The 256-nt window shown below is 69.9% G+C and carries 1 pseudogene; it reads left to right on the top strand.

Going from position 1 to position 256, the window contains the following annotated elements:
* Positions 1-256, top strand: a pseudogene (locus SB751_RS32810) (carboxypeptidase regulatory-like domain-containing protein); the annotation flags it as partial.

Here is a 256-nt window from a genome sequence, read left to right as displayed (position 1 = left end):
GCGCAGGCGGCGCTGCCCGCGGTGCAGCACCAGGGCAGCGTGGAATACGTCAGCGGCGGCATCGGCCTGGACGAATCCGAAGCCATGAAGGCCGCCGCCAAGGACTACCCGCTCTCGCTGACCTTCGCCGCGCAGCGCGACGGCAAGGCCGACTATGTGGCCAACGTCGCCGTCGTCATCAAGGACGGCCACGGCAAGCAGGTGCTGCAGGCCGAGTCCCAGGGCCCCTACATGCTGGTCAAGCTGCCCGCCGGCA

This window comes from Cupriavidus sp. SIMBA_020, from assembly GCF_046535395.1.
GTDB classification, from domain to species: Bacteria; Pseudomonadota; Gammaproteobacteria; order Burkholderiales; family Burkholderiaceae; genus Cupriavidus; species Cupriavidus campinensis.
The sequence above is the reverse complement of the archived record's forward strand: the minus strand, read 5'-3'. Positions and strand labels throughout refer to the sequence as shown.